The organism is Luteibacter sp. CQ10 (assembly GCF_040900725.1).
GTDB lineage: Bacteria > Pseudomonadota > Gammaproteobacteria > Xanthomonadales > Rhodanobacteraceae > Luteibacter.
Genome location: NZ_JAEUYM010000024.1, coordinates 1 through 1,656, shown reverse-complemented (window position 1 = coordinate 1,656; position 1,656 = coordinate 1). Strand labels below are relative to the sequence as shown.

2 protein-coding genes are annotated in these 1,656 nt (G+C 68.6%); both read right to left on the bottom strand.

What is annotated here, in order from left to right; translation table 11 throughout:
* Positions 1-1,323 (bottom strand): phosphopantetheine-binding protein (locus JNG39_RS21070; RefSeq protein WP_368313922.1); only part of this gene is annotated, 1,323 nt, incomplete at its 3' end.
* A 129-nt stretch (positions 1,324-1,452) separates the two neighbouring features.
* The coding region (locus tag JNG39_RS21065) for a hypothetical protein (protein ID WP_368313921.1) at positions 1,453-1,656 on the bottom strand (204 nt) is incomplete at its 5' end.

The following is a 1,656-nucleotide window of genomic DNA, read 5'->3' as shown; positions in this document are numbered from 1 at the left end:
GCAGTCCGCCCCCGCGCGCAATTTCTCCCAGAATCGTTCGATGTCCGCGGCCTGGGGAAAACGGCCGTCGATGCCGATGACGGCAATGTCGTCGTCGCGCCTTGCGTCGGTCGATGGAGGGGAGACCGCCGTGGTCACCGGCGGCTTCGGCCCGGGAAGGACGGCGGCGGACGCCGCGGTCTCGACCAGATGCGCGACCACCTCGTCGACGCTCGAGAACTGGAACAGCAGGGTCGGCGGGAGCTTGCGGCGCAAGTGCGACTGGATGGCGTGCGCCAGTTCGAGCAACCCGGTGGAATCGATGCCCAGTTCGTAGAAATCGACGTCGCCGCGAATCGTGGCCGCGCCGATGCGAAGCCGCTGCGCGATCGCGTCGCGAATGAACGCGGCGAGCGACGACGCATCGCCCGTCGGCGTGACGTCCGTCCCGTCGGAGGGTGGCGGTGCGGCGGCGCCCACGATGTCGCCGCCAGCGCCGTCATCGTGGGCGAGCCGACGCGAAGGCGGCAACCGCTTGCTCGCGAAGTCGCGCAGTTCGGCGATCTTTCGCCCCTGCAGGTCGAAGAAATCCATCGAAAGCCACGTGAGACCGTTCTCGCGTCGCACGCCGTCGCGCATGACACGCGCCATGCATGCCGCGCCCAGCGCTCGGGAGGCGGCGAAGCCACCATAGGACAGCGGCAGCGCCGCTTCGTAGCCGGCCGGGTCGAGGGTGCTCAGCACGGCCGTGGCGCCGACCACGCAGGCATCGACGAGGGCCGGATGGAACAGCACGTCGTCGGCATCGGCGCGGGCATCGGCACCGAGCTGGCAATCGACGTAGATCGCCTCGTCGGTCGTGTAGACCAACCCGTCCGCCTTCATGTAGTCGCCGTGCTGCAGTCCAAGGCGTGCCGAGGCGGCGTAGATCTCCTGCATGGGAAGCGGTTCGGTCGAGGTGGACTGGACGACGTTCCAGTCGAGATCCCGACCGGACGGACGCATGGCTTGCGCTCGGCGCGCCATGGTCGCCACCGCGTAGCGGCGCGGCTTCGGGTGGTCGTGGCCGTCGACGCGTCCATCGACGTGGACCGTCCATTCATCGCCCTCGCCCGATCCGTCGATGTGCAAGCGGACCACCTCGTCGGGCGATACCACCAGTGCGCGGTGGATGGCGAGGTCACGAAGTTCGAGTTCGTCCAACGGCACGCCAGTGGACGTGAATGCCTGGAAGAGGATGTCGATGTAGGCCAGACCGGGCAGCAGGTGCCGGTCATCGAAGCAATGCGCCCGAACGACGGGGTTCCGGACGGAGACCGGAATCTCGTGCCTCACCTGTGACATCCATCCCCCTTTCAGTATGGAACGGTGCTTCCCCTCACTCCCCGAGCATGAAGGATGCGTCGCGCATGTGGCAAGGGTGCGCAAGACATGCGCACACCCCGACAAATTCCTAGAAGACGACGCGGCGACTCAGCCGTAGCGCTCCCAGAACCCCGCCGCCAGGGCAGGCGAAGGCGGTGTTGGCGGGGGCGCGGGGTCGATCGGGGCCATCCGCCGCGCCTCGCCCAGGGACGGCATTGCCATCCGCCGGAACCGCGGGGGCTCCAGCGGCACGCGTGCGGTCGCATCGGCGGCCGGGGCGGCTTCCACCAGCACGTGCGCGTTCGTGCCGCC